The following is a 23,179-nucleotide window of genomic DNA, read 5'->3' as shown; positions in this document are numbered from 1 at the left end:
TCCCCTACCCCGCAGGGGGGTTGACCGGCCTACTGGTCCTGCTCCCACGGCCAGACGGCGTCCCGTCCGGCTTCCAGCAGCGGGACGAGGCGGAACGCGGCGTCGGTCAGGCCGCCGAAGGTGTGGCGGTTGCCGGTGCCGGAGGGGGCGTGGCCGGTGCGGTAGCCGGCCAGGTTCCAGGTGTAGCAGGGGACGTGGGCGGGGACGGACGCCAGCGGGTCGTGCGGGAAGTCGCCGTACGCCTGCTCGTCGGTGACGATCACCACCCGGTCGTGGCCGCGGTAGTGGGTGCGGACGGCCTGGGCGGTGCTGGTGCCGCCGAGGTTGCCGAAGCGGTCGACCGCCTTGAGCAGGGAGTCTCCCCGCCGGAGGTCGATCGTCCGGCTGGTGGTGCCGAACTCGACCAGGTCGGCGCCGGCGGACCGCAGGGCGACGGCGGTGCCGAAGACGGCGGCGGTGTCGGCCCGGTTGAGTTCGGTCTGCGCGCTGGGCCGGTCGAACATCGAGCCGGAGCGGTCGACCAGGACGAGGGTGCGTCCGGGCAGCTGCGGCACGTTCTCCAGCGAGTGCCGCAGGGCCTGTTCCAGGGCGTGGCCCCAGCGCAGCGAGGGTGCGTGCCGGTGCGCGGCGAGGTAGCGGAACGGGAACTGGCGCGAGCGGCGGACTTCGTCGCGGTCGGCGATCCGCCGGGCGACGGTCGCGGCGACCTCGTCGGAGACCCCGGCCCGGTCGAAGTTGCGCAGGTTGCGGACCAGCGCCATCGGGCCCATGGACGGGATGACGGCTTCCCAGGCGGTGGCGTCCAGCGGGCCCTGCAGCCAGCCGGCCAGGGCCTCCCAGGTCATTCCGGCGTCGGCCAGGCGCTCGGCGCCGCCGGGGCTCTCCAGGACCGCCCGGCGTTCGGCCACGGGCAGGGCGGTCAGTTCCCGGTGGGCGGTCAGCACGGCGTTCCCGGCGGGCGGGAGGGCCTCGTCGGGGCGGTGGCGGCGGTCCAGCGCGTAGCGGAACAGCTCGCCCTGCCACGGCTTGTCGCGGTGCGGGGCGGGGTGGGTCAACTCCAGGACGTCGCCGAAGCGGTAGCCCTTGCTCGCGGTGTCGTACTTGAGCAGGGCGCGCGCGTCGTACATGCGGGCGGCGGCGTCGGCGACGCCGCGCTTGAGCGGCTTGGGCAGGGCGCGGCCGTAGCGGGAGGTCCAGTAGGCGAGCAGTTCGCCGGGCTCGTCGGGGCGCCGCAGCACCGCGTCGACGGCCTGGCGGGAGTGTCCGGGCAGGCCGGCGTCGAGCCGGGCGCGGGTGAACTCGGCGGCGCCGACCAGCGAGGCGGTGCGCATCGCGGCGCCGTGGCGCAGCCAGCGCAGCAGGCCGAGGGTCCATTCGGGGTCGCGGACGGCGAGGGTGCGGACGAGGGCGGTGTAGCGGTCGTCGCGGTCGCCGCCGCGTCCGTAGAAGCTGTCCTGGCCGACCAGGTTGGCGACGGCGAGCAGGAAGAGTTCGGACTTCTCGTCGCGCAGGTGGCCCGTTCCGCCGTTGTGGTTGCGGACGGTTTGCCCGGTGGTGGTCACGGGCGAGGTCGGGCCGCTGGTGGCGGCGGGGCGGCGGCGGATGTTGAAGCGGGCCATGGGGTGGGTCCTCCTGCGTCCTGCGGGGAGGCGTGCCGAACCGGGGCGTCCGAGGTCGTGCGGGCCGGAGCGGCCCGCCGCGGCGGAGGTGACAGTTCGGTGCTCTACCGCATTGAGCTACCGCCCGTGCGGGCACGGGCGACCGGGGATCGAACCCGGAACCGCCGAAACCAGAAGTATCCCCCGCCTGCGCACCGGACGCCCCGGCGCGGTGGCCTCCCGAGATCGAAAGCGGTGCCGGTGGTTTCGTTGGAGGAAGTAACCGGCGCCTGCGCACCGGGAGGTGGCAGTCGTGTGGAGTTGTGCGTCCGGGAGGCGATCCGTGCCTGCGCACCTGAACGGGCTTCACCCTAGCCCGGACGACCCCCCTGCCCGCACCTGCTTTTTCTCGACGGCCCCTCAGGCCTCGCGGCCCAGGGTCGCCAGGTAGGCGCGCCAGCCGCCGTGTTCGGTGATCTCGCGGTGGGTGCCGCGTTCGAGCTGGCCGCGGGCCAGGACCATCGACAGCGAGGGGGTGCCGTCGGCCAACTCGATGACGCCGAGCTCGAGTTCGAGGGGTTCGCCGGGGAGGACGGCGTCCCGGAGGTGTTCCAGCGGGAGGTCGTACAGTTCGCCCTCGATGGCGGTGTCGACGTTCGGGTCGGCGAGCAGGGCGGGGCATTCGTCGCGGATGGAGAAGAAGCGGTAGCCGGGGGCGGTGCTGACCGGGCCGACCAGGTGGCCGTGGACCTTGGCGTGGAAGGGGCCGCCGGTCATCGCCTGGCCGTTGAAGAAGATGCGTGTCATGGTGCTCCTTTCGTCGGGCCGCCCCGCACCGCGGCCGATGTGAGGGTGCCTGCGGTGCGGGGCGGAGCGCGTGGGGCGTTCGCTCAGTCGATGAGGGCGAGCGCCGGGAGGGTGAGGAAGTCGGGGAAGTCCTCGGCGAGGGCGACCTGTTCGAACAGCGCGGCGGCTTCCGTCCAGCGGCCGGCGGCGTACCCCTGTTCGCCCAACTCGGCTTGCAGCGAGGCGAGTTCTTCGGCGACCAGGCGGCGGACCAGTTCGGCGGTGGTCTTCTCGCCGGTGTCGGCGAGGACCACGCCGTTGTGGATCCACTGCCAGATCTGGGAGCGGGAGATCTCGGCGGTGGCGGCGTCCTCCATCATGTGGAAGATGCCGACGGCGCCGAGGCCGCGCAGCCAGGCCTCGATGTAGCGGACGCCGACCTGGACGGCGTTGTGCAGTCCGGTGTGCGTGCAGCTGCCGCCGGCCGCGGCGACGTCGAGGAGTTGGGCGGGGGTGACCGGTTCGGGCGCGCCGGTGTTGTCCTTCTGGTGCGGGCGCTCGCCGAGCACGGCGTCGAAGCAGGCGCGGGCGACGGGCACCAGGTCGGGGTGGGCGACCCAGGAGCCGTCGAAGCCGCCGTTCGCCTCGCGCTCCTTGTCGGCCCGGACCTTGACCAGGGCGGCGGCGTTGACCTCGGGGTCCTTGCGGGAGGGGATGAACGCGGCCATGCCGCCGATGGCGTGGGCGCCGCGCCGGTGGCAGGTCCGGACGAGCAGGCGGGTGTAGGCGGCCATGAACGGGGAGGCCATGGTGACGGTGTTGCGGTCGGGCAGCACGTAGCGCTCGCCGGCGTCCCGGAAGTTCTTCACGATGGAGAACAGGTAGTCCCACCGGCCGGCGTTCAACCCGGCGGCGTGCTCGCGCAGTTCGTAGAGGATCTCGTCCATCTCGAAGGCGGCGGTGATGGTCTCGATCAGCACGGTGGCGCGGATCGTGCCGTGCGGGATGCCGAGGGCGGCCTGGGCGTGGGTGAAGACCTCGTTCCAGAGCCGGGCCTCCAGGTGGCTCTCGGTCTTGGGGAGGTAGAAGTAGGGGCCGGAGTTGGGGTCCTGCTCGCCCTTGGCGATCAGCCGGGCGGCGTTGTGGAAGAAGTACAGGCCGAAGTCGACGAAGGCGCCGGCCACCGGGTCGCCGTCGACGGTGAGGTGGCGCTCGTCCAGGTGCCAGCCGCGCGGGCGGACCACGACGGTGGCGAGTTCGGCGGCGGGCTTGAGCGCGTACGCCTTGCCCTGGGGGCTGGTGAAGTCGATCCGGCCCTCGAAGGCGTCGATCAGGTTGACCTGGCCGGAGACGACGTTCTCCCAGGTGGGGGCGGTGGCGTCCTCGAAGTCGGCGAGCCAGACCTTCGCGCCGGAGTTGAGCGCGTTGATGACCATCTTGCGGTCGGTGGGGCCGGTGATCTCGACCCGGCGGTCGGTGAGGGCGCGCGGGGCGGGGGCGACCTGCCAGTCGCCGGAGCGGACGTCGGCGGTGTGCGGCAGGAAGTCCAGCGTGCCGGTGCGGGCGATCTCGGCGCGGCGCTCGCGGCGGGCGGCCAGCAGTTCGCGGCGGCGGCCCTCGAACGCCCGGTGCAGGTCGGCGACGAACTGCAGTGCTCCCGCGGTCAGCACCTCCCCGGCGCGCGGCACCGGCGGACCGGAGACCGTGACACCGGGGACGGAGGGGGACGAACCCTGATCTGCGGCGGCCATGGGCAGGACTCTCCTTGGGCTGTTCCGTTCTGTACAGTGGAGACTAGTTTCCGCGATACAGAATTTCAACGGTTTGTTGATGAATCGCGTGGACTCTACTCCTCCCCGGACATTGAAGGGAACGCCCGTGGCCAGCACCTCCACCGAACGCACCACCGGCTCGGTGCAGTCCGTCGAGCGCGCCTTCCAGCTCCTGGAGGCGCTCGCCGACTCCGGCGGCATCGCCACCCTCAGCGAGCTGTCCGCCAGCTCCGGCCTGCCGATGCCGACCATCCACCGCCTGGTCCGCACCCTGGTCGCCCAGGGCTACGTCCGGCAGGACACCGCCCGCCGCTACACCCTCGGCCCGCGCCTGATCCGCCTCGGCGAGACCGCCGGCCGCCTCCTCGGCTCCTGGGCCCGCCCCTACCTGGCCGAACTCATGGAGGCCACCGGCGAGACCGCCAACCTGGCCGTCCTGGAGGGCGGCGAGGTGGTCTACGTCGGGCAGGTCCAGTCCCGCCGCTCCATGCGCATGTTCACCGAGGTCGGCCGCCGCGTCCAGCCCCACTGCACCGGCGTCGGCAAGGCGCTGCTCGCCCAGCTCCCCGAGGACGAGGCCCGCGCCCTGCTCGGCCCCGGCCCGCTCCAGGCGCACACCCCGCACACCGTCACCACCCCCGCCGCGCTGCTCGCCCAGCTCGCCACCGCCCGCGAGCTCGGCTACGTGGTCGACGACCAGGAGCAGGAGATCGGCGTCCGCTGCATCGCCGTCGCCGTCCCCGGCGCCCCCACCCCCACCGCCCTCTCGGTCTCCGGCCCCGAGGCCCGCATCCAGGCCCTGGAGGCCCAGTCCGGCGCCGCCGGCCTGGTCCCGCTCATGCAGGCGATCGCCGCCCGCCTCGGCGAGGTCCTCTGACGGTGCGTCAACTCACCTCTCCCGCCTAGCTGTTGTGCAGGTGGCCCATCAGCCGGTGCCAGAACCCGTCCGGTTCGGCGGCCGCCTCCGGGTCCACCCGCCGCAGCAGCGCCGTGAAGCGCCGCTCGACGCCCGCCGGGTCGAGGTGGTCGCGGTAGCGGAGGCCGGTCTCGTAGAAGGGGCGCTCCGCCTCCAGGGCGTGCAGCGCCAGGACGAACGCGTCGATCCGGGTCGCGGCCAGCTGCGGGGGCCCGCCGTCCGGGACGTTGTGGACCCGGCCGGTGACGGTGTCCAGGTGGAAGCAGTCCGCGCCGAACCGGCCGAGCGCCAGCCGGTGCGCCGCCCCGGGTTCGCCCCCGGTCCGCGCCTCGCCCCACCGGAGCTCCGGCTGCAGGGCCAGGAACGCGGCGTCGCCCGGCAGCCCGACCTCCCGCAGGAACACCCGGCTCGGCCGGTGCGCGACCGCGGCCGCCGAGCGCCCGTCCAGGGTGACCATCCCGTCCGCGCCGAACACCGCCCGCGCCGCGCCCCGGTCGAGCAGGAAGCCGTGCACGAGCGCGTCGTCGGGCCCGGGCGGCGCCGCGAAGTCGACGGTCGCCAGGCAGGTCCGGAAGCGCTCGGCCGCCAGCCGCAGCCGGTCCTCGTGCCGGTCCAGCGCCACCGCGCAGCGCTCCACCTCCACCGGGTCGAAGCGGTGCTCCGGGCCGAGGTCCTCGCCCCGGTCGAGCGCGGCGAACAGCTCCGCGGAGCGCGGCCGCTCGGGCCCGCGCGACGCCTCGGCGACGATCGCCCCCAGCTGGTCGGCCGCGACCTCGCTGACCTGGTCCAGCGCGTAGTGCTCCAACTGCCGCTGCAGGTAGGCGATCTGCTTCTCCGCCGCGGCGGCCCGGTCCGCCACCGGCCGGCCCTCGTCCGCCGCCAGCGCCGCCAGTTCCTCGACCACCTCGTTCTGCATGCCGGCGATCACGTCGGCCGCCACCTGCAGCCGCCGCGCGCACGTCCGCGCCCCGGCCACCATCCGGGCCATCCTCCCCTCCGCCGCCTCCCGGTACTCGGCCAGCAGCGCCTCGTACACCGGCCCCCGGTAGTGCGCCCCCAGCCCGGTCAGCACCCGCAGCCCCTCCCGCAGGTTCTCCTCCAGCGCATCGGCGAACTCCCCCACGTACCGCCCGAACCGCCGCACCGCCCCGTCGTTCGACGGCTCCCAGCCCACCCCGGCGCCGTCGAGGAACGCCCTTGCCGCACCCGGCAGTTCGGCCGTCCACACCGCTGCCCCGCCCGCATCCCCCGCAGTTCCCATGCGCCCCACGCTACCCGCCGCCCGGCGTGGTCCTGCGGGGCGGCCCGGGTGGCGCGACTACGCTGGGTGCACGACTGACCGCGCTCCGCCGGAGGCCCCCGTGCACCGTCTCCCCGCCCTGCTCGCCGCGCCCCTGCTCGCCCTGGGGGCGCTGGGCGCGGCCGCCGCCCCCTCGGACTCGGACCTGCGGGTGGTGCGGCTGGATCCGGACCCGGTGGCGCCGGGCGAGGTGACGACGGTGCACGCCTTCGTCGCCAACGGCGGTCCGCAGACCACGGGTTCGCCGTTCACGGTGGTGGTGGAGCTGCCGCCGGGCTTCGCCCCGGAGGGGCCGTACTTCCCGTCCTCGTGCACGGCCGCCGGGCGGACGGTGAGCTGCGTGTTCCCGGCGGGCCTGCCGCCGCTGCGGTCGGCGACGGCACTGGTGCCGGTGCGGGCGGACGCGCAGCTGCCCCACGGTCTGCGGACCGCGGGGCAGGTGCGGGTGGTGAGCGCGGACGACCGCGTCCCGGCGAACGACCGGACGGCGTTCGCGCTCACCGTCACGTGAGGGTCCGTCAGCGGTAGACCCGCAGGTAGTCGGCGCTGAACGAGACCGGCGCGCTGCCGCTCGCCGCCGGGTGGTACTGGCCGGCGCTGAGCGACAGGTTGAGGATCGGGTAGGCCGACCAGTTCGCGCCGACACCGGTGCCGTCGGAGAACACCTTCGCCCCGTTGACGTACCAGTCGACCGAGTCGGCGCCGTAGTAGGTGCCGATGGTGACCCAGCGGTCGGGGGCGACCGCGTTCGCGTCGGTGTGGTACTTCAGGCCGGAGCGGATCCGGTTGGAGAGTTCGAGCAGGTTCGGGTTGTCGGGGTGGTACTCGAAGCTGTCGATCTCGTTGTTGCCGTCCTTCCAGGTCCACAGCGCGGGCCAGGCGCCGGTGCCGGCGGGCAGCTTCACCCGGGCCTCGATGTAGTCGCCGGTGCGGACCTGGAAGCCGTCCTTGCTGTACTCGGTGGTGAGCAGGCCGGTGTCCCAGGCCTGCTTGCCGTTCTCCAGGGTGTGCGCGGAGGGGGTGGCGGTGAAGGTGGCGACGCCGCCGGAGACGGTGACGGCGGACGGGGCCAGCCAGTCCAGCTTGTTGTCGTCGGGGTTGTGGCTGCCGTAGCGGTAGGCGCTGCTGCGGTCGCCGGTCCACTTGCTGCCCCAGGCGATCGGCCCGGAGAACTCCTCCGACCAGGTCAGCGACTTGCCCGGGACGGGCGCCTGGCCCGGGGCCGGGTCCGGCGCCGTCGGCGTGGTGGGCGTGGTCGGGGCCGTCGGCGTGGTCGGGGCCGTCGGCGTGGTCGGCGCGGTGGTGGCGCCGGCAACGGTGAGGGTGCGCGAGGGCAGGTTGTGCCAGCCGCCCGCGGTGTCCTGCCAGAACCCGAACTGGGTGTAGGTGCCGGCCGGCAGGGTGCGCGCGCCGGTGGTGACGGTGACGCCGCCGGAGCAGATCCGGACGTTGCTCGCGCTGCCGGGGAAGTCGAGGTTGGCGCCGGCCGCGTCGCGGATGCCGACGCCGACGGTCTTCGCGGTGAAGCAGCGGTTCGCGTGCAGGGTCAGCGAGGCGGTGCTCGCGCTGCCGGCGGTCATCCCGGCCGGGGCGAGCCGGTCCTGGACGACGGTGGTGCCGGTGGCGGCGCCGGCGGGTCCGGCGGCCAGCGGCACGCCGACCAGCGCGGCGGCGCCGGCCAGCACACCGAGACGGGCGGGGGTGGCAAGGGGTGTGGGTCGCATGGGACGGGTTCCTCCGCGACGCCTGCGAGGTGAGCTGTCGGGTTCGGGCGCCGAGGCCGCCCGGCCGCGCGAAGGCGCGGCTTCACCCCGAGCCATGCCTGGGCCCGCCGCCGGGCAGGGGCGGGGGAAGGCGTGGCGTACTGCGGTGGGTCCCCCGCTCCCGCCCGTGGTCTGTGCTGTGGGACGACGCCGTCGGTCGGGCGGGATTCGGCGTCCCGTCGGCGGGTGCGTCCGGTCCTGGACGCACCCGCAGGCTAGGCAGATTGTCGCTTTGTCTCCAAGGGGCCGGGGCCCGCTGAGAGCACTCTCACATCGCGCTCCGTCATCCCGGCCGGGCGCCGACCTGGGCGGTCGCGACGGAGGCCCGGGCGAGTTCCAGGTGGTCGAGGCCGCCGAGCAGCGCGGTGCCGCCGGCCGTCGGGACGCCGGTGGTGTCCAGCGCGCCAGGCGTTCTCGGACGGGGGTGACGGGGGTCAGGTCGCGGGAGGGGCGGTGGCGCCCGGGCCCCGCGGGTCAGGGCCGCGCCCCGCGGGCGCCGCTGGTGGCGGTCCGGCACGCGGCGGCGGGGTGGTGCGGCGGTGACCCTGAAGTGAAGTGTTCGCGCCAAGGGTTCCGCCGGATCCGACGGGGCGTCACACTGCTGGCATGCGAATGACTCTACGCGCGTTGAAGATCCGTGCCGCCTCGGTCGCCGCCCTCGGCCTGCTGACCCTCGCCCCGACCGCCGTGGCCGCCGGCCAGGCGCACGCCGCCGTCAGCGGGAACATCTGCTACACGGCGCTGCCCAGCCAGGGCCGCGACACCATCCGCCTGATCGACGCGGGCGGGCCGTTCCCGTACTCGCAGGACGGCGTGGTGTTCCAGAACCGCGAGGGCGTCCTGCCCGCGCAGTCCACCGGCTACTACCACGAGTACACCGTGATCACCCCGGGCAGCCCGACCCGCGGCACCCGGCGGATCATCACCGGCAAGGTCCACCACGAGGACTACTACACGGCCGACCACTACGCGTCGTTCCGCCGCGTCGACTTCGGCTGCTGACCGGAGCCCCGGTCCGATAGGTTGGGCGGGTGCGGCCGACCCGGTCGCACCCGCCCGCCGATCCGACCCGCCCGAAGGACCGAGGACCTCCATGAACGCCCCCCTGCCGGGCTTCGCCGGCCGCACCTACCTCTTCGAGGTCGACAACGGCGCCTCCTTCCGCAACTCCTACTCCGCGGACGGCACCCGGCTGCGCTGGGAGGGCCTCGGCGAGTCGGCCGGCCAGTACGAGGACGTCCCGCTGCACGTCGCGGCCGTCGCCCCCGGCGTCTGGTTCGTCTCCTGGACGGAGCGCAGCGGCATCACCGTCAGCCACGTCATGGACCTCACCGCCCTGACCGTGAAGGTCTTCTGGACCTGGGAGGGCGAGACCGGCCGGGTCGGCGAGCTGCACACCGGCACCCTCACCCCGGCCTGACCCTCCCCCGCCCTTCCGCCCCGGCGCCCACAGCCTCGGGTCCTCCGTCCCGGGGCTCGACCCCTCAGGCTTTCAGCCGCTGCGACAGGAACCGGAACCCGGCCGGCAGCAGCTTGATCCAGGTCGTGTAGTTGTGCCCGCCCTCGGGGACGGAGGCCACCGCGGTGGCCAGCGGCGGCTTCGCGGCGGCGGTGAACGCGTCGGCCTCGGCGCGGAAGTCGCCGTCGCCCTTCTCGGCGCCGCTGAGCATGACCCCGGTGGCGGGCATCGGCAGGTTGCGCAGCCGCCACAGCAGGTCGGCCTCGTCGCGGCGCTGCTGGCTGCCCTTGAACAGGTCGCCGGTGGTGACGTCCTCGGCGGCCTTCAGGTAGCCGGAGATGGAGACGCCGCCCGCGAACACCTCGGGGTGGCGCATGGCGAGCTTGGCGGCGCAGTAGCCGCCGGTGGAGTTGCCCATCACGCCCCAGCCGCCGGGGCCGTCGGCGGTCCGGTAGGTGGCGCCGATCGCGCGCGGGACGTCCGCGGCGAAGTAGGTCTCGGCCTGCGTCCCGCCGGGGACGTCCTCGCACTCGGGGTCGGCGGGCATCGCGGGCGAGGGGCGCATCAGCACCAGGACGGTGGGCTGCATCCGGCCGGCCCGGATCTCGTCGAGGGCGACGCCCGGGTAGTTGAAGCGGGTGATCAGGGCCTTGGCGTCGCCGGGGAAGCCGGTCATGGCGATGACCGCGGGGAACCTGCGCCGCTCGTTGCCGGGCTGGAAGTACTGCGGCGGCAGGTAGACGTACCCGTCGGTGCTCAGGCCGGTGCGGGCGCCGGGGATCCGCACCGCGCGGATCGCGCCGACCCGCTCCGGGTCGCGCGGGCCTCCGGCGTTGACCGGTTCGCTGCCGGTCTCCTGGGCGGGCAGCACCGGGAGGTCCGGCGGGTCCGGCTGCCGGGAGGGCGCGGCGGACGGGGCCGGGGCGGCCTGGGCGGCGGGTGCGGCGGCGGCCTGCACGGCGACCGGGGCGTCCGGTCCGGTGCCCAGCAGGTCGTTCCAACTGCTGTAGAACGAGAAGTAGTTGTTGGCCAGCAGGCCGATCACGGCGAGCAGCGCGAGCTGGCTGCCGAGCAGCATGCCGATCCGTCCGAGCACCGCCCGCCAGTGCCGCCGGGCGAGGGCGGGCCACCACCAGACGGTCGCCCCGAGCGCCGCCACCGCGACCTCGATCGTGAACAGCAGCAGTGTCGTGCTGGTCAGCCCCATGCCCCGTGCTCCCCGTGCCTTCCGCTCGCGGTGTTCCCCGCGCGGCGCGGCCGGGCCGGTGGGCGGGGTGCGCGCGCGGGGGTGCGGCAAGCAGTATGCCCGCCGCCGGGGTGACGCCCGCACCCGCTCCCGCGGTTCCCCCGCCCCGGGCCGGTCGATCCGGGGCGGGGGCGGGGGTGTCAGGCGTGGGTGCCGCCGTCGATCCGGATCTCGGTGCCGGTGACGAACGCGCCGTCGTCGGAGGCCAGCATGGCGATCACGCCGGCCACCGTCTCGGGGCCCGCGAAGCCCTGGCCGATCGCGGGCTGCAGCTTGGCGAACCACGCCATGTCGGCGTCCGCGGGCAGGCCCGGGTCGGCGGTCATGCCGGAGGCGATCGAGCCGGGCGCGACGCTGACGGCGCGCAGGCCCTGCTGGGCGTACTCGGCGGCGATGGCGTGCGTGAAGGACTGGATGCCGCCCTTGGACGCGGCGTACGCGGCCATGTAGGGGTGGGCGAAGGAGGCGGAGGTGGAGGAGAAGTTGACCACCACGCCGCGGCCGGTGGCCAGCAGCGCGGGCAGCACCTCCCGGGTGACCAGGAAGGTGCCGGTGAGGTTGACGGCCAGCATCCGGTTCCAGAACTCCAGCGTGGTCTGCTCGGTGTGCGCGGAGCGCAGGATGCCCGCCGCGTTGACCAGCGCGTCCAGGCCGCCGAGGGCGGTGATCGCGCCGCCGATGCCGTCCCGGACGGACGCCTCGTCGGAGATGTCGACCACCGCGGTGGTCAGCCGGTCGGCGGTGCCGTCGGCCTCGGCCTGCTGCCGGGTGGCGGCGAGGCCGGCCTCGACCACGTCGGCGGCGACCACGGTGCCGCCCTCGGCGAGGATCCGGTGGACGGTGGCCTGGCCGATGCCGGAGCCGGCGCCGGTGATCAGGACGCGGCGGCCTTCGAAACGCTTCATGACGGGGGTCTCCCTGCGGTGCGGGTGGATCGGGAGGTCGGCTCGGCCTCTCGCCATGCACGGTACGCCTCGATGGCACGTTGTGCCACATCCGCATTCCGTGCCGTTCCCCGGCTAGGCTGGACCCGCCCGCACCACCGGCCGACCGCACCCACCGGGGGACCCGCAGAGATGTCCGAGCCCGACCGCCCGCAGCCCGACCGCCCGCAGCCCTCCCTCACCGAGCGCCGCAAGGCCGCCACCCAGCAGGAGATCGCCCTCGCCGCCGCCCGCCTGTTCGCCGAGCACGGCGCCGAGGGCACCACCGCCGAGGACGTCGCCCGCACCTGCGGCATCTCGCTGCGCACCTTCTACCGCTACTTCCGCACCAAGGAGGACGCGGTCGCCCCGCTGCTCGCCGAGGGCTCCCGCCAGTGGATCGCGCTGCTCGCCGGCACCGCCCCCGGCACCCCGCCGCTCACCGCCCTGCTGGACTCCGCCCGCGCCTCCCTCACCCCCGCCCCCGGCCGGGCCGCCGAGGCGCTGGACTGGACCCGCGGCCTGCTGCGCGCCATGCCCGCCGACCCGGCGCTGCGCGACGTCTGGCACCGCGTCCACCACGACGCCGAGAGCGCGCTGCGCCCCGTCCTGGCCCGGCTGGCCGGCCTCGACCCGGAGGGCCTGGACGCCCGGCTGCTGGCCGCCGCCGCGAACACCGCGATGCGGCTGGCCGTCGAGGCCTGGGCCGCCGGGGACGCGCCCCCCGCCGGGGCCGCCGCGCTCGCCGACACCGTCTTCCGCCGCCTCACCGGACCGCTCCTGCCGCCCGCTTGACGCTTGACGCTTGACGGGCCGCGGCCGCCGGGGCCTCAGACCGGGACGACGGCCACCGGGCAGTGCGCGTGGTGCAGAACGGCGTGCACGGGCGTGCCCAGCCGCAGGCCGAAGCGCGGTGCGGGCTCGTGCCGGGAGAGCACCACCAGGGCGGCGGTCCGGGACGCCTCCACCACCGTCGCGGCGGCGGAGCCGGTCAGCTGGTGGCTCTCCACCTCGACGTCCGGGTACTCCGCGCGCACCGGGTCGCAGGTGCGGCGCAGCAGCTGCTCGTGCAGCCGGGACTCCTCCCCCAGCTCGTCGACCATCGGCGCCATCCGCCCGACGTCGGCCACCACCGGCGACCAGGTGTGCACGGCCCGCACCGGCAGGCCCCGGCGGGCGGCGGTCTCGCAGCCGAAGCGCAGCGCGGCGGCGTCCCGCTCGTCGTGCAGGGCGACCAGCACCGGCCCGTCGGGGTGGTCGGTGCCGCGGACCACCACGGCCGGGCAGGTGGCGTGCGCGGTGACCCGCAGGCTGACCGAGCCCAGCAGCAGGGAGGCGAACCCGCCGTGGCCCCGGGTGCCGAGCACCGCGAGCGAGGCGTGCTCGGCGGCGGTCAGCACCGCCTCGGCGGCCTCCCGCGGCACCACGTCCCCGGTGATCCGCAGCCCGGGGTGGGCGGCCTCCAGGGTGGCCTGCACCGCCTCCAGCAGTTCCGCGGCCTCCCGCAGGATCAGGTCGGTGACGGTGGTCCCGGTGCGCGGCGAGAGGGTCACCGTCCCGGTGTTGACGGCGTGCACCAGGTGCAGTCCCGTCCCCCGCCACTCGGCCTCCCGGGCGGCCCACTCGGCCGCCTCCGCCGCGGGCACCGACCCGTCGACCCCCGCCACCACCCCGTTCGCTGCCCTGATCTCCATGGCGCACTCCTCCGGGCCGGGTCGCCCCGGCCGCTCCCCTCCAGCATGCGCCGCCCGCCCCGGCCCGGACAAACAGGGACGGCCGGGCCCCGGCGGCGGGGAGCGCCCGGGCCCGGCCGGGGCGGGCGCGGGCGTGCCCGGCGGGGCGTCAGTTGCCGGTGGTGGCCTGCCATTCGGCGCGGTAGTCGTCGAAGATGGTCTTCAGGTGGTGGCCGATCTTGAGGTAGTCGAGGTCGTCGAGGTTGGCCAGGGAGACCCGGACCGACCATTCGGGGCCGTCGAAGCCGCCGCCGTTGAGCAGGACGACGCCGGTCTGCTCGGCGAGCCGGAAGAGCGGTTCGGTGGGTTCGTAGTTCTTCTGCAGGTAGGCGGCGAAGTCGGGTCCCGAGGTGCGTTCGGCCTCGGCGAGCAGGTCGAGTTCGACGTAGTAGCCGGCTCGCTTCGGGTCCTCGGAGATCCGCATGCCGGAGCCCTCCAGCAGCAGGTCCAGGCGCTGCTTGACGACGGCCTGCACCTTGGCCTTGTACGCCTTGCCCTCGGGGAGCATCGCGAAGAGCGAGAACAGGGTGAGCTGGGCCTGCTGCGGGAGGGAGAGCCCGGCGGTGTGGTTGAGGGCGACCTGGCGGGAGTCGGCGACCAGGCGGTCGATGAAGCGGATGCTGCCGGGGTCGAGGCTGAGGCTGCCGTAGCGCTTGGCGAGGCGGTCCTTCTCGGGCTGCGGGAGGGCGGCGAGGGCGTCGTCGATGACGTTGTCGCGCTGCAGGCCGATGACGCCCAGGCGGTGGCCGGTGGCGCCGTAGTGCTTGGAGTAGGAGTAGACGAGCAGGGTGTTGCGGGGCAGGTCGGCAGCGATGCTGCGGAAGTGGTCGACGAAGGTGCCGTAGACGTCGTCGGTGACGATGATCAGGCCGGGGTTGTCGGTGGCGACGATGGACTTGATCTGGTCGGCGACCCGCTGGGAGAGGGCGAGCGAGGGCGGGTTGCTGGGGTTGACCAGGCAGACGAGCTTGACGGCGGGGTCGGCGAGCTTGGCGACCTCCTCGGCGGGGTAGCGCCACTCGCGCACGCCGGCCTCGGCGAAGGAGGACGCCTGGACCTGGACGACGTCGAACTCGTAGGTGTCGAGTTCGGGGATCTCGATGTAGGGGGTGAAGACCGGCACCATCAGGGCGATCCTGTCGCCCTTGTGCAGGATGCCGTTCTTCATCAGGGAGTCGAAGACGTAGCACATGGCGGCGGTGCCGCCCTCGGTGGCGAACAGGTCGAGCTGCCCCTCGGGGGGCCGGCGGTCCATCAGTTCGTCCTGGAGGTAGCCGGTGACGATCTGCTCGGCGCAGGTCAGCATCCGGTCGGGGACGGGGTAGTTGTCGCCGATCGCGGCGTCGGCGAGTTCGTGCAGGAAGGCGTCGCGGTCGAGGTCGAAGCGGTCGACGGCGAGGCTGGTGCAGGCGGTGAGCAGTTCGATGCCGGGCAGTTCGGGGTGCGAGCGGGCGAAGTGGTCGTAGCGGGCGGCGATGCCCTTCTGCTCGGGCATGCCGCCGAGGTTGTCGGCGGTCCAGACCCGGCGGGACTCGGCGAGCGCGAAGTGGCCGAGCGCGAGCATCGCCTCGCGGGGGCCGGTGCAGACCCAGTTGGGGTTGCCGCGGCCCGCGTTGAGCATGTGGACGGTGGTCTTGTCCTTCTGCCCGGGCCGGTCGGCCTGGTAGTGCTCGGCGAGTTCGATGAACTCGCCCTTGAGCTCGAACGGGCTGAGCCGGGAGAGGCGCTGGATCTCCTCGCGGCTGATCGACGGCTTGCTCATGGTGCGGGTCCTTCCGGGAGGGGGCTAGCCGAGCAGGGCGACGATGACGGCGCCCCAGATGGTCAGCAGGACGTTCCCCGCGGCGTACGGGATGGTGTAGCCGAGGGTGGGGATCTGGCTGCGGGAGGCTTCGTTGATGGCGCCGATCGCGGCGGTGGTGGTCTGCGCGCCGGCGACCACGCCCATCAGGATCGGCGGGCGCATCCGGAACACGAAGTGGCCGACCAGCAGGCCGACGACCAGCGGGACGACGGTGGCGACGGCGCCCCACACCAGCAGGCCCCAACCGGCCTGGGAGAGGCCGCTGGTGAAGCTCGGCCCGGCGTTGATGCCGACGATGGCGACGAACGCGCACAGGCCGAGGGTGTCCATGAACCACTGGGCGCCGGGCGGCACGTTGCCGAAGGTCGGGTACTTGCCGCGGATCCAGCCGAACACCAGGCCCATGATCAGCGCGCCGCCGGAGGTGGACAGGCTGATCGGGACGCCGCCGACGGTGAGCGCCGGGATGCCGATGCAGCCGCCGAGGAAGATGCCCAGGCCCACCCAGGTCATGTCGGTGGCGAAGCTGGTCGGCACCGGCTTGCCGATCGCCCGGGCGGCCGGCCCGACCAGCCGCTCGGGGCCGGACAGCAGCAGGGTGTCGCCGCGTTCGACCTGGGTGGTGAGCCGGTAGGGGAACTCGGCGCCGGAGCGGTAGACCTTGTCGACGAACACCCCGACCATGAACGGTTCGCGGCGGAGCTCCGCGATGGTCTTGCCGAGTCGGGCCTTCTCGGAGGCGACGACGTGCAGGTGCTCGGTGCGGTAGCCGAGCAGTTCGACGTCGTCGGTCTCCGGCCCGATGGCGGCGGCCGGGTCGAGTTCGACCAGGTCGTGGCGGAGCGCGCTGACGGCGAGCACGTCGCCGCGTTCGACGACGGTCTGCTGGTCGTGGTCGAGGATCTTGCCGTCGCGGCGGATCCGGGTGAGGTAGACCCGGCGTCCGGCGGCCTGCTCGCGCTGTTCGAACTGCTCGACGGTGGAGCCGATCGGGCCGTTGACGGCGGTGTAGGCGCGCAGCACGACCTCGTAGTAGCCCTCGGAGAGGTCGGGGTCGTCGGCGGGGGCGTCGAGTTCGGCGGCGAGTTCGCGGGAGTCGGCGGCGAGGTCGCTGCGCAGCAGGCGGGGGGCGATGTTGGCGAGCAGGATCGCGCACAGGATGGTGCCGAGCGGGTAGGTGACGGCGTACCCGATCGGGACGAGGTTCTGCTGGGCGGTGATCTGGTCCTGGCTGAGGCCGGGCAGTCCGCCGATGGCGTCCTGGGCGACGCCGATGACGGCGGACTGGGTGAGCGCGCCGCCGAGCAGTCCGGCGCCGAGGCCGGGGCCGTAGCCGAGCATCTCGGCGAAGCCCCAGCAGATCGCCAGGCCGCTGAGGCAGACCGCGAGGGTGACGGCGACCTGCGGCAGACCGTCCTTCCTGAGGCCGCGGAAGAACTGCGGGCCGACCTTGTAGCCGAGGGCGAACAGGAACATGATGAAGAACACCGATTTGACGGTGCCGTTGACCTCGACCTCGGTCACCCAGCCGGTGAACAGCCCGGCGATCAGGCAGCCGGTGACGGCGCCCAGGCCGATGGCCCTCCAGTGCAGGCGGCCGACCAGGAAGCCGATCGCGACGGTCAGGAAGATCAGCAGTTCGGGGTAGGGCTTGAAGACGTGGTCGGTGATCCAGTCCATCGGGTCCTCATCCCCCGCCCAGGCCGACCAGGCCGACCAGCAGCGGTCCGGTCAGCGGCAGCAGGAAGTTGGAGATGGTGTAGGTGATGGTGTAGCCGAGCATCGGGACGCTGCTCTGCGCGACGTTGCCGACGGCGGTGATCGCGGGGGTGGAGCACTGCTGTCCGGCGATCGCGCCGACCAGGATCGGCGGTTCGATCTTGAGGAAGCGGCGTCCGATGAACAGGCCGAGGAAGGCCGGGATGACCACCATCAGGATGCCGGAGACCGGCAGCAGCACGGGGTACTGCTTGAGCAGCGGCCCGGCGTCGGGGCCGGCGGCCATGCCGGTGACGGCGATGAACATGGCCAGGCCGAGGTCCTTCATGGTCTGCGCGGCGGCCGGCGGGTAGGCGCCGAAGGTGGGGCGCAGCGAGCGCAGCCAGCCGAAGACCAGGCCGGAGATCAGGCAGCCGCCGCCGGTGCCGAGGGTCAGGTTGACCTCGCCGAAGTGGAGGTTGACCTTGCCGAGCAGGACGCCCAGGCAGATGCCGAGCGAGATGTAGATGTAGTCGGCGGTGTCGGAGCGGACGGTGGCGCCGACCTTGCCCGCGAACTTCTCGACCCGGGAGCGGGCGCCGACCACGGTGAGGGTGTCGCCGCGGTGCACCTCGGTCTCGCCGACGGCGGGCAGGTGGTGGTCGACGCGCTGGATGTCGGTGAGGAAGACGCCGCCGGTGACGTCGTGGTCGCGGTCGCGGACGGCGTTGAGGGTGTGTCCGGCGACCTCCTTGTTGGTGACCACGATCTGGCGGACCGCCATCGGGCTGTCCAGGCCGGGAACGCCGCTGGTCTCGGGGCCGAGTTCGTGCCCGGCGTCCAGCACGGCGGCGCGGCGGCCGACCACCAGCACCTGGTCGCCGCGGCGCAGCACCGGGTCGTCGTCGACGCCGAGCTTCTTGCCGCCGCGCTGGACGGCCTCGACGGTGACCAACTGGCCGGAGCGTTCCTGGACCTGGCTGACCCGGGTGCCCTCGCCCTGCGAGACCAGGTAGGTGCGGCCGACCAGGGCGGGCAGCGAGGGGGCCTCGCCGGGCTCCAGTTCGCCGCCCTCGCCGCGCATCTTCTCCCAGACCTTGCGGGAGGCGTCGGCCAGGTTGATCCGCATCAGCATGGGGAACAGCTGGCTGGTCAGCAGGACGATGCTGATCAGGCCGAACAGGTAGCAGACCGAGTAGGCGGTGGCGACGTGCGCCTGCAGCTGGGTGGTCTGGTCGGCGGTGATGCCGGGGAGTTTGGCGATCGCGTCCTGGGCGGTGCCGACGGCGGCGGACTCGGTGGCGGCGCCGGCCAGGATGCCGGCGGCGGTGCCGACGTCCAGGTCGAAGCCCTTGGCGATGCCGAGCGCCATCAGGACGACGACGACCGCCTCCATGACGGACAGCACGCCGAAGCGCAGGCCCTTGGCGTTCATGTTGGCGAAGAACTGCGGGCCGGCGATGTAGCCGAGCGAGAAGATGAACAGGGCGAACGCCACGTTCTTGACGTCGGCGTTCACCGAGACGTGCTGGGCGCCGACCAGCATCGAGACGATCAGGACGCCGCAGATGCCGCCCAGTTGGATCGGTCCGACGCGCAGCTTCCCGACCAGGTAGCCCAGGCCCAGGCAGAAGAAGAGGGCGAGAACGGCGTTCTCACGCAGGAGGCTCATGGGCGTATTAGACCGGTTTATCACTGTTTGACCGGAGCTAACACGCCGTCATGATCACCCGGCTCGGCCCAGGCGCTCCAGCAGCACCTCCACGTGGCTGTGCTCCGGCTCCTTGACCGCGGTCAGCAGCACCAGGTCGTCCTGCGCCGCCAGTTCGCGCAGTTCGGCGAGCTCCTGCTGCACCCCGGGGGCGTCCAGTTCGGCCCGGTAGCGGCGGGCGAACTCCCGGTACTCCCCCTCGGGGCCGTGGAACCAGCGGCGCAGCTCGGTGGAGGGCGCCACCTCCTTGGCCCACCGGTCCAGGTGCGCGTCCTCCTTGCGCAGCCCGCGCGGCCACAGCCGGTCCACCAGCACCCGCACGCCGCCGTCCGGCGCCTCGTACACCCGCTCCACCCGTACGCTCATGCGCCCCACCGTAAGCACCGCGGGCCCGGACGGGCGGGAGCGGCGCGAACGGCGGGGCGCGGGAGCGTGCCGGGCCGGGCGGGTCAGGCGGGGACCGGTTGCGCGGCGGGGGCGGGGGCCTCGCCGGGTTCGACCCGCAGTTCGGGGAGCAGGCGGTCCAGCCAGCCGGGCAGCCACCAGTTGCGGCGGCCGAGCAGGGTCATGGTGGCGGGCACCAGGACCATCCGGACCACGGTGGCGTCCACCAGGACGGCCGCGGCCATGCCCACGCCGATCATCTTGACGGTGATGTCGGGGTCGATGGCGAAGCCGGTGAAGACCGCCACCATGATCGCGGCGGCGCTGCTGATCACCCGCCCGGTGGAGGACAGTCCGCGCACCACGCTGCCGCGCGCGTCGCCGGTGGCCAGCCAGTCCTCGCGGACCCGGGAGAGCAGGAACACCTCGTAGTCCATCGACAGGCCGAACAGGATCGTGAACATCAGGATCGGCACCCAGCTGGAGACCGGCACCGCGTGCGGCAGCCCCAGCAGCCGGGCGCTCGCGTCGTGCTGGAAGACCGCCGTCATCACGCCGTACGCGGCGGCCACCGACAGCAGGTTCATCGCGGCGGCCTTGACCGCGATCACCGGCGCCCGGAACAGCACGGTCAGCAGGATCAGCGAGAGCGCCACCACGAACGGGACCACCACCCACAGCCGCTGCGAGAGCCGGTCGGAGATGTCGGAAAACGCGGCGACCGTGCCGGTGGCCTCGACCCCCGTCGGGAGTCCGCCGCCGCGCAGCCGCTGCAGCAGCTTCGCGGTCGCCCGGTCCTGCGGGCCGGTGGTCGGCTGCACGCTGATCACGGCCGCGTCCCGGGCCGCGTTGAACCGGGCCGGCTGGACCGCGGCGACCCCCGGGTCGGCCGCCATCCGCCCCTCCAGCGCGGGCAGTTCGGACTCCGGCAGCTTCCGCAGGTCGACCGCCAGCAGCAGCGGCCCGTTCGCGCCCGGGCCGTACGCCCCGGCGATCAGGTCGTACGCCTTGCGGGTGGTGTTGCCGGACGCCTGGCTGCCCGCGTCCTGCGGCCAGGTGCGCATGCCGAGCATCGGCGCGGCCAGGCCGAGCAGCACCGCCAGCGAGAGGACGGCCGCGGCCACCGGGCGGCGGCCCACCAGGCGGGCCCAGCGCTCGGTCCGGGTCGGGCCGGGCCGAGCGCCCGCGCCCCCGGCAGTGGCGGGCGCGGCGGGTGCGGCGGGGGCCCGGCGTTCGGCGCGGCGCAGCAGGCGCGGCCCGGCGAGCGCCGCCAGTGCGGGCACCAGGGTGAGCGCGGCCGCCATCACGGCGCCGACGGTGGCGAAGGTCGCGTAGCCGAACGAGGCGTACACCGACAGCCCCGCCAGCTTCAGGCCGAACAGCGAGACCAGCACGGTGGCCCCCGCCACCACCACCGAGGAGCCGGCCGTGGCGTTCGCCTCGGCCGCCGCCGCCCGGGCGTCCAGGCCCCGGCGCAGGCCCTCCACGTGCCGGGAGACCAGCAGCAGCGCGTAGTCGATGCCGACGCCCAGCCCCACCATCGACGCCACGGTCGGCGCGATCCCGCTGATGTCGGTGACGGCCGACAGCAGGGTGATCAGCCCGGTGCCCGCGCCGAGGCCGGCCAGCGCGACCAGCAGCGGCAGGCCCGCCGCGATCACCGTGCCGAGCGCGAGCACCAGGATCACCAGCGCGGCGACCATGCCGATCGCCTCGGCGGTGCCGTTGGGCGCGCTGAAGTTCTCCGGCAGCTCCCCGCCGAACTCCACCTGGTACCCGGCGTCGGTGGTGGACCGGGCCGCCGCCCGCAGCGCGTCCAGGCCCGCCGAGCCCTTGAAGTCGGTGACCTTGACGTCGTAACCGACCGTGAGCAGCGCGGTGTCACCGGCCCGCGAGGGTATCGGCCCGGTCACCGACAGCGCGTGCGGCAGCCCCGCCAACCGCTCCCGCAGCCCCGCCAGCGCCTCGGCCGGCAGCGCCCGGCCGCCCCGGTCGTGCACCACCACCCGGGCGCTGGTGCCGGAACTGTCCGGGAACCGCGCGTTCAACAGGTCCATGCCCGCGGTCGAACGCGTCCCGGGCACCCGGTAGTTGTCCCGCGGTTCCCCGCCGAACGCCTGTGCCGAGCCGAAGATCGCGCCGATCAGCAGCACCCAGGCCACGACGGTGCGCCAGGGCCGGGCCGCCGCGGCCCCGCCGAGGCGGCCGAGGAGAGTGGACATTGCGGAAGCCTTCCGTTCTACGGTCGATGCGGTGTCGAACCCCAGTGTGGAAGGCGGCTCTTGGAGCCCACTTGGCGGCCCTTCCAAGCCCCGGGCCGGGCGGCGCGGCGGGGGTCGGAACGGCGGGGTGTCCGCCCCCGCGCGGAACTGCACCCACCAGGGGGCCGGGCTGTCGGCGGGCTGTCGGCGGGCTGTCAGTGGGATGACAGCGGCCTGTCGGCGCGCTCCCGCACGCTCTGAGGAGACGGGCGGCAGCGCCACGGCGGCAGTGCGGACGGCATCGACGCACCGCGACGCCCACCGCGGCGCCCACACCCGACACCCGCCCTGACACCCGTCCTGACACCCGTCCCGAGAGGAGGCCGCCATGACCGGCACCGCAACCACCACCACCGCCGCCGCCCCAGCAGCGGCGCCGCGCACCTACCCGTCCCTGCGCGCCGCCTGGATCCCGCTGGCCGCGCTCTGCCTGGCCTTCTTCGTCGAGATGGTCGACAACACGCTGCTGTCCATCGCGCTGCCGACCATCGGCCGCGACCTGGGCAGCGGCACCACCGCGCTGCAGTGGGTCACCGGCGCGTACTCGCTGACCTTCGGCGGCCTGCTGCTGACCGCCGGCTCGATGGCCGACCGGCTCGGCCGCCGGCGCGTGCTGCTGGTCGGCCTCGCCGTGTTCGGCCTGCTGAGCCTGGGCGTCGCCCTGGTCACCGGCGCCGGGCAGCTGATCGCCCTGCGGGCCGGCCTCGGCGTCGCCGCCGCGGCGATGGCCCCGATCACCAACTCGCTGGTCTTCCGGCTCTTCGACGACGCGGCGCTGCGGATGCGGGCGATGACCGTGATGATCGTCGTCGGCATGTCCGGCTTCGTCCTCGGCCCGCTGCTCGGCGGCACCGCGCTGGCCCACGTGAAGTGGCAGTGGCTGCTGCTGGTCAACGCCCCGATCGCGCTGATCGCGGCCGTCGGCGTGCGCCTGGGCGTCCCCGCCGACCGGCCCGAGGACCTCACCCGCGACCGCCTCGACCTGCCCGGCGCCGTGCTGAGCGTCGCCACCATCGGCCTCGCCTGCTACTCGCTCACCAGCGGCGTCGACCACGGCTGGGGCTCCGCCGCCACGATCGGCTCGATCCTCGGCGCCCTCGTCGCGGGCACCGCCTTCGTGTGGCACGAGCGCCGCACCGCCGCCCCCATGCTCGACCTGAAGCTCTTCGCCGGCGGCACCGTCCGCGGCGCCGCGATCGCCCAGATCGGCACCGCCATCGCGATGGCCGCCGTCATGTTCGGCCTGATCCTGCACTTCCAGTACGCCTACGGCTGGAGCCCGGTCAAGGCCGGCCTGGCCAACCTGCCGATCATCGTGACGATGCTCGCCGCCACCCCGCTCTCCGAGTGGCTCGTCAAGCGCTTCGGCCACCGGGTGGCCTGCCTGGTCGGCGCCGCCTGCCTGGCCGGCGCGCTGGCCGGCCTCGCCTGGGGCGTCTCGCACGGCTACGCCGTCATCGCGCTCTGCATGGTCGTGATGACCGTCGGCCTGCGCACCGTCATGACCATCTGCGCCATCGCCCTGGTCGAGGCGGTGCCGGAGAACCGCACCTCGATCGGCACCGCCCTCAACGACACCGCGCAGGAGGTCGGCAGCAGCGTCGGCACCGCCGTCGTCGGCACCCTGATCGCCGCCCTGGTCACCACCCGGTTGCCCGCCGGCACCTGGGACAGCGGCCTGGTCGCCTCCTTCTTCCACGGCGAGCGGATCACCTACGCCGTGCTGGCGGTCGTCGTCGGCCTGGTCACCGCGTTCGGCGCACTCACCCTCACGGACTCCCACAGCACCGACGAGCACCCCGGCTGAGGCAGGCGCGGTAGCGGG

Annotated in this window: 19 protein-coding genes; 6 read left to right on the top strand and 13 right to left on the bottom strand. The window is 74.0% G+C overall.

What is annotated here, in order from left to right:
- Nucleotides 1-29 precede the first annotated feature (29 nt).
- From IH44_RS0117460 to aceB, 3 genes are all read right to left on the bottom strand, one after another.
- Nucleotides 30-1,619, bottom strand: a complete 1,590-nt coding sequence (locus tag IH44_RS0117460; RefSeq protein WP_030460510.1) for a TROVE domain-containing protein — start codon at nucleotides 1,617-1,619, stop codon at nucleotides 30-32.
- 399 nt (nucleotides 1,620-2,018) lie between these two features.
- Complete coding sequence (locus tag IH44_RS0117455) at nucleotides 2,019-2,405, bottom strand: hypothetical protein (RefSeq protein WP_030460509.1); 387 nt, start codon at nucleotides 2,403-2,405, stop codon at nucleotides 2,019-2,021.
- A gap of 83 nt (nucleotides 2,406-2,488) precedes the next feature.
- The gene (aceB, locus tag IH44_RS0117450) at nucleotides 2,489-4,135 is read right to left on the bottom strand and encodes a malate synthase A (RefSeq protein ID WP_030460508.1); all 1,647 of its coding nucleotides are present in this window, start codon (nucleotides 4,133-4,135) and stop codon (nucleotides 2,489-2,491) included.
- A 79-nt stretch (nucleotides 4,136-4,214) separates the two neighbouring features.
- Between aceB and IH44_RS0117445 the strand changes: the two genes are divergently transcribed.
- Complete coding sequence (locus tag IH44_RS0117445; RefSeq protein WP_051817009.1) at nucleotides 4,215-5,033, top strand: IclR family transcriptional regulator; 819 nt, start codon at nucleotides 4,215-4,217, stop codon at nucleotides 5,031-5,033.
- A gap of 25 nt (nucleotides 5,034-5,058) precedes the next feature.
- Here IH44_RS0117445 and IH44_RS0117440 read toward each other — a convergent pair whose 3' ends face one another.
- Nucleotides 5,059-6,333 carry an SUKH-4 family immunity protein gene (locus IH44_RS0117440; RefSeq protein ID WP_081966936.1) on the bottom strand — a complete coding sequence of 425 codons (1,275 nt, stop codon included), beginning with the start codon at nucleotides 6,331-6,333 and terminating at the stop codon, nucleotides 5,059-5,061.
- Between the two features lie 100 nt (nucleotides 6,334-6,433).
- Here IH44_RS0117440 and IH44_RS0117435 point away from each other — a divergent pair, with 100 nt between their 5' ends.
- The gene (locus IH44_RS0117435; protein WP_030460505.1) at nucleotides 6,434-6,883 is read left to right on the top strand and encodes a hypothetical protein; all 450 of its coding nucleotides are present in this window, start codon (nucleotides 6,434-6,436) and stop codon (nucleotides 6,881-6,883) included.
- Between the two features lie 7 nt (nucleotides 6,884-6,890).
- On the opposite strand, the gene IH44_RS44285 is transcribed toward IH44_RS0117435, so the two are convergent.
- Complete coding sequence (locus IH44_RS44285; protein WP_081966935.1) at nucleotides 6,891-8,096, bottom strand: family 16 glycosylhydrolase; 1,206 nt, start codon at nucleotides 8,094-8,096, stop codon at nucleotides 6,891-6,893.
- A gap of 645 nt (nucleotides 8,097-8,741) precedes the next feature.
- On the opposite strand from IH44_RS44285, the gene IH44_RS0117425 reads away from it, so the two are divergent.
- On the top strand, nucleotides 8,742-9,137 hold the full coding sequence (locus tag IH44_RS0117425; RefSeq protein ID WP_030460503.1) for a ribonuclease domain-containing protein: 396 nt from the start codon (nucleotides 8,742-8,744) through the stop codon (nucleotides 9,135-9,137).
- Nucleotides 9,138-9,228: 91 nt separating this feature from the next.
- The gene (locus IH44_RS0117420) at nucleotides 9,229-9,555 is read left to right on the top strand and encodes a MoaF N-terminal domain-containing protein (protein WP_030460502.1); all 327 of its coding nucleotides are present in this window, start codon (nucleotides 9,229-9,231) and stop codon (nucleotides 9,553-9,555) included.
- 64 nt (nucleotides 9,556-9,619) lie between these two features.
- Here the strand turns inward: IH44_RS0117420 and IH44_RS0117415 are convergent, their stop codons facing one another.
- Nucleotides 9,620-10,801 carry an esterase family protein gene (locus IH44_RS0117415; protein ID WP_030460501.1) on the bottom strand — a complete coding sequence of 394 codons (1,182 nt, stop codon included), beginning with the start codon at nucleotides 10,799-10,801 and terminating at the stop codon, nucleotides 9,620-9,622.
- A gap of 179 nt (nucleotides 10,802-10,980) precedes the next feature.
- The gene (locus tag IH44_RS0117410) at nucleotides 10,981-11,745 is read right to left on the bottom strand and encodes an SDR family NAD(P)-dependent oxidoreductase (RefSeq protein ID WP_030460500.1); all 765 of its coding nucleotides are present in this window, start codon (nucleotides 11,743-11,745) and stop codon (nucleotides 10,981-10,983) included.
- Between the two features lie 171 nt (nucleotides 11,746-11,916).
- Between IH44_RS0117410 and IH44_RS0117405 the strand changes: the two genes are divergently transcribed.
- Entirely contained in the window at nucleotides 11,917-12,558 is a 642-nt protein-coding gene (locus IH44_RS0117405) for a TetR/AcrR family transcriptional regulator (protein ID WP_030460499.1), read from the top strand.
- 35 nt (nucleotides 12,559-12,593) lie between these two features.
- Here IH44_RS0117405 and IH44_RS0117400 read toward each other — a convergent pair whose 3' ends face one another.
- The 6 genes from IH44_RS0117400 to IH44_RS0117375 all read right to left on the bottom strand — a co-directional run bounded on the left by IH44_RS0117400 (nucleotide 12,594) and on the right by IH44_RS0117375 (nucleotide 21,315).
- On the bottom strand, nucleotides 12,594-13,457 hold the full coding sequence (locus tag IH44_RS0117400; RefSeq protein WP_030460498.1) for a universal stress protein: 864 nt from the start codon (nucleotides 13,455-13,457) through the stop codon (nucleotides 12,594-12,596).
- Between the two features lie 148 nt (nucleotides 13,458-13,605).
- Nucleotides 13,606-15,258, bottom strand: coding sequence for a bifunctional aspartate transaminase/aspartate 4-decarboxylase (locus IH44_RS0117395; RefSeq protein WP_030460497.1), 1,653 nt, complete (start codon nucleotides 15,256-15,258; stop codon nucleotides 13,606-13,608).
- Between the two features lie 24 nt (nucleotides 15,259-15,282).
- Nucleotides 15,283-16,980 (bottom strand): aspartate-alanine antiporter, encoded by a 1,698-nt coding sequence (gene aspT, locus IH44_RS0117390; RefSeq protein ID WP_030460496.1) that lies wholly within the window; start codon nucleotides 16,978-16,980, stop codon nucleotides 15,283-15,285.
- A gap of 7 nt (nucleotides 16,981-16,987) precedes the next feature.
- Nucleotides 16,988-18,670 carry an aspartate-alanine antiporter gene (gene aspT, locus IH44_RS0117385; protein ID WP_030460495.1) on the bottom strand — a complete coding sequence of 561 codons (1,683 nt, stop codon included), beginning with the start codon at nucleotides 18,668-18,670 and terminating at the stop codon, nucleotides 16,988-16,990.
- 54 nt (nucleotides 18,671-18,724) lie between these two features.
- Nucleotides 18,725-19,075: a DUF488 domain-containing protein gene (locus IH44_RS0117380; protein WP_030460494.1), complete on the bottom strand. Its 351-nt coding sequence runs from the start codon at nucleotides 19,073-19,075 to the stop codon at nucleotides 18,725-18,727.
- Between the two features lie 83 nt (nucleotides 19,076-19,158).
- A complete protein-coding gene (locus IH44_RS0117375) occupies nucleotides 19,159-21,315 on the bottom strand; it encodes an MMPL family transporter (protein WP_051817008.1) in 2,157 nt (718 codons plus the stop codon).
- Nucleotides 21,316-21,682: 367 nt separating this feature from the next.
- Between IH44_RS0117375 and IH44_RS0117370 the strand changes: the two genes are divergently transcribed.
- On the top strand, nucleotides 21,683-23,161 hold the full coding sequence (locus tag IH44_RS0117370) for a tetracycline resistance MFS efflux pump (RefSeq protein ID WP_030460492.1): 1,479 nt from the start codon (nucleotides 21,683-21,685) through the stop codon (nucleotides 23,159-23,161).
- Nucleotides 23,162-23,179 lie beyond the last annotated feature (18 nt).

The organism is Kitasatospora sp. NRRL B-11411, from assembly GCF_000721345.1.
In the GTDB taxonomy this organism is placed as follows: domain Bacteria; phylum Actinomycetota; class Actinomycetes; order Streptomycetales; family Streptomycetaceae; genus Kitasatospora; species Kitasatospora cineracea.
The sequence above is the reverse complement of the archived record's forward strand: the minus strand, read 5'-3'. Positions and strand labels throughout refer to the sequence as shown.

Bases quoted from the DNA above. Each gene is read 5' to 3' on its own strand.
- IH44_RS0117400 (WP_030460498.1), bottom strand. From the start codon at position 13,457: ATGGAGATCAGGGCAGCGAACGGGGTGGTGGCGGGGGTCGACGGGTCG.
- IH44_RS0117395 (WP_030460497.1), bottom strand. From the start codon at position 15,258: ATGAGCAAGCCGTCGATCAGCCGCGAGGAGATCCAGCGCCTCTCCCGG.
- IH44_RS0117405 (WP_030460499.1), top strand. From the start codon at position 11,917: ATGTCCGAGCCCGACCGCCCGCAGCCCGACCGCCCGCAGCCCTCCCTC.
- aspT (WP_030460495.1), bottom strand. From the start codon at position 18,670: ATGAGCCTCCTGCGTGAGAACGCCGTTCTCGCCCTCTTCTTCTGCCTG.
- IH44_RS44285 (WP_081966935.1), bottom strand. From the start codon at position 8,096: ATGCGACCCACACCCCTTGCCACCCCCGCCCGTCTCGGTGTGCTGGCC.
- aceB (WP_030460508.1), bottom strand. From the start codon at position 4,135: ATGGCCGCCGCAGATCAGGGTTCGTCCCCCTCCGTCCCCGGTGTCACG.
- IH44_RS0117445 (WP_051817009.1), top strand. From the start codon at position 4,215: ATGAATCGCGTGGACTCTACTCCTCCCCGGACATTGAAGGGAACGCCC.
- IH44_RS0117420 (WP_030460502.1), top strand. From the start codon at position 9,229: ATGAACGCCCCCCTGCCGGGCTTCGCCGGCCGCACCTACCTCTTCGAG.
- aspT (WP_030460496.1), bottom strand. From the start codon at position 16,980: ATGGACTGGATCACCGACCACGTCTTCAAGCCCTACCCCGAACTGCTG.
- IH44_RS0117415 (WP_030460501.1), bottom strand. From the start codon at position 10,801: ATGGGGCTGACCAGCACGACACTGCTGCTGTTCACGATCGAGGTCGCG.
- IH44_RS0117455 (WP_030460509.1), bottom strand. From the start codon at position 2,405: ATGACACGCATCTTCTTCAACGGCCAGGCGATGACCGGCGGCCCCTTC.
- IH44_RS0117460 (WP_030460510.1), bottom strand. From the start codon at position 1,619: ATGGCCCGCTTCAACATCCGCCGCCGCCCCGCCGCCACCAGCGGCCCG.
- IH44_RS0117440 (WP_081966936.1), bottom strand. From the start codon at position 6,333: ATGGGAACTGCGGGGGATGCGGGCGGGGCAGCGGTGTGGACGGCCGAA.
- IH44_RS0117410 (WP_030460500.1), bottom strand. From the start codon at position 11,745: ATGAAGCGTTTCGAAGGCCGCCGCGTCCTGATCACCGGCGCCGGCTCC.
- IH44_RS0117425 (WP_030460503.1), top strand. From the start codon at position 8,742: ATGCGAATGACTCTACGCGCGTTGAAGATCCGTGCCGCCTCGGTCGCC.
- IH44_RS0117375 (WP_051817008.1), bottom strand. From the start codon at position 21,315: ATGTCCACTCTCCTCGGCCGCCTCGGCGGGGCCGCGGCGGCCCGGCCC.
- IH44_RS0117380 (WP_030460494.1), bottom strand. From the start codon at position 19,075: ATGAGCGTACGGGTGGAGCGGGTGTACGAGGCGCCGGACGGCGGCGTG.
- IH44_RS0117370 (WP_030460492.1), top strand. From the start codon at position 21,683: ATGACCGGCACCGCAACCACCACCACCGCCGCCGCCCCAGCAGCGGCG.